The organism is Steroidobacter sp., from assembly GCF_016790065.1.
In the GTDB taxonomy this organism is placed as follows: Bacteria; Pseudomonadota; Gammaproteobacteria; order Steroidobacterales; family Steroidobacteraceae; genus Steroidobacter.
The window spans coordinates 1-2,216 of sequence record NZ_JAEUPY010000140.1 but is presented as its reverse complement, the minus strand read 5'-3'; the positions used below and the strand labels follow the sequence as shown (position 1 = coordinate 2,216).

Sequence of the window (2,216 nt, the reverse complement as noted above, 5' to 3'; positions counted from 1 at the left end):
GCTGTCGGCATGGTAAGCCATCCGCCGCCTTCGGAATTGATCGCGGACAACAACGCAGCTCGCCGTTCGGTGTAGAGCACTTTCGAGCGTCGAATGTGCGCACCCAGGTGACCGTTGCCGATGAAGTCGGCTGCCGTGGCCTGGAGCGGCATCGGAACGCGGTGGTCAGTACCATTGCGTACGGCGCATAGCGCGTCGATCAAGTCGTCGGGGGCAACCAGGAAGCCCAGTCTCAGACCGGGGGCGAGCAGCTTGCTGAGCGTGCCGATGTAAATCACGCGTCCGTTGCCGCCATCGAGCGCCTTGAGCGCAGGCGCAGGGGCACATTCATAGCGAAATTCGCTGTCGTAGTCGTCTTCGAGGATGAAGGCGTTGGCATCGTTGGCCCATTGCAGCAATGCGAGACGCCGTGCCAGGCTCATGGTGACGCCCATCGGGTATTGATGCGATGGAGACACCATGGCGAGTCGTGCGTCGGGAGCGCGATTGCGTCCATCATCAACATCCAGTCCATCGGCATCGACACGGATACCCATCGCAGCCACCCCGGCAAGGACCAGGCTGCGGTAAGCGGCATCGTATCCGGGGTTTTCGACCCAGACGCGATCGCCAATATCGGTCAGCGCCAGCGTTGCGATCGAAACCGCCGCTTGCGCCCCGGGCGCGATGATGATCTGGTGCGCATTGCAGACAACGCCGCGCGCGGCGCCCAGATACTCTGCCAAGGCCTCGCGCAACGGCAGAAAGCCCTGGGGATCGCCGTAAGAGAGATCGGGAGTCGGCCGGCGACGCCAGAAGCGGCCTTCGAGGCGGCCCCAGAGCGCATAGGGGAACGCATCCAGCGCCGGCAGGCCGGGCGTGAGTGGCCATGTCGCACGCGCCATTGACATTGAATCCAACCCGGTCAGACGACGCGCCCGTACCGAAACCGGCACGCGTTGCCGCTGCTGAGGCGAAGACGCAGATGAAAGCGGCTTTGGGTCGGCAATCCGTGCCGCCACGTAGGTACCGGCACCCCGACGCGCCTCCAGAAAGCCCTCTGCCACAAGTTGCTCGTAAGCGCCGGAGACGGTAATCCGCGATAAACCGAGTTCCTGCGCCAGCACGCGCGAGGCCGGCAGCCGAATACCGGGTTGCAAGGTGCCGTCGGCGACCCCTTTACGAAAGAAGCGCACCAGTTGCTCGCGCAAAGACAGTGGGTCATCGGGCGACCGCTGAAAGCGGTTCCAGATCGGATAAGCGGTGGCACGAGTCTTCATGCGGGATTCCTGTTTTATTCAATGTCACTCACAGAGCCAAGTGGTCTTAAATATTTACATAAGTGGATATTTTAATGAGGCCATTTTGCAGGCATTCTGTCTGCCATGCAATCCAATCGCATTCAAGGACACGACGCATGAACACCACTTCCATCCGGCCTGCAGACCTGACGCACCCAATCATCGCGGCGCTCATCTCCGTCATCGTCAATTACGGCGGCACGTTCATCCTGGTGTTTCAGGGGGCGAAGGTGGCGGGGCTCAGTCCCGAGCAGACCGCCTCGTGGATCTGGTCGGTCTCGGTCGGCGTCGGATTGACGGGCGCCTGGCTGAGTTTCCGCTATCGCGAGCCGATCATCACCGCCTGGTCCACGCCGGGCGCGGCCTTCCTTATCGCTGTGCTGCCGAATACGCCCTACGCGGAAATGATCGGCGCTTACATGCTGTCCGCCATCGGCTTCATTGTGCTGGGAGCGTCGGGCTATTTCGAGCGGGTCGTGAAAATGATTCCGCCCGGCATCGCCGCAGGGCTGCTCGCCGGTATTCTGTTGCGCTTCGGTATTGGCGCTTTTGGCGGTGCGGGCATGGACCCGCTGCTCGTCGGCGCGTTGATTCTCACCTATGCTTTGCTGCGCCGGTTCACCGCGCGCTATGCCATCGTCGGCGTGCTGATCGCCGGCATCGCACTCCTGCTCGGGATGGGGCAGGTCAGCTTCGAAAGCGTGGCCCTAGAACTGGCCATGCCGGTATTCACGGCCCCCGCCTTCTCGATGGCTGCGCTGCTCAGCGTCGCGTTTCCCCTCTTCGTCATCACGCTGACCGGCCAGTACATGCCGGGCATGCTGGTGCTGCGCAACGACGGCTTCAAGACCAGCGCCAATCCCATCCTCACCGTGACGGGCTTCGGCTCGCTGTTGATGGCGCCGTTCGGTTCGCATGCGTTCAACGTCGCGGCCA

The 2,216-nt window shown here is 62.5% G+C and carries 2 protein-coding genes; one reads left to right on the top strand and one right to left on the bottom strand.

Going from position 1 to position 2,216, the window contains the following annotated elements; genetic code table 11:
- Positions 1-1,259 (bottom strand): PLP-dependent aminotransferase family protein (locus JNL55_RS05960; protein ID WP_293850655.1); only part of this gene is annotated, 1,259 nt, incomplete at its 3' end.
- A gap of 137 nt (positions 1,260-1,396) precedes the next feature.
- Here JNL55_RS05960 and JNL55_RS05955 point away from each other — a divergent pair.
- On the top strand, positions 1,397-2,216 hold an 820-nt coding region (locus JNL55_RS05955), incomplete at its 3' end, for a benzoate/H(+) symporter BenE family transporter (RefSeq protein ID WP_293850652.1).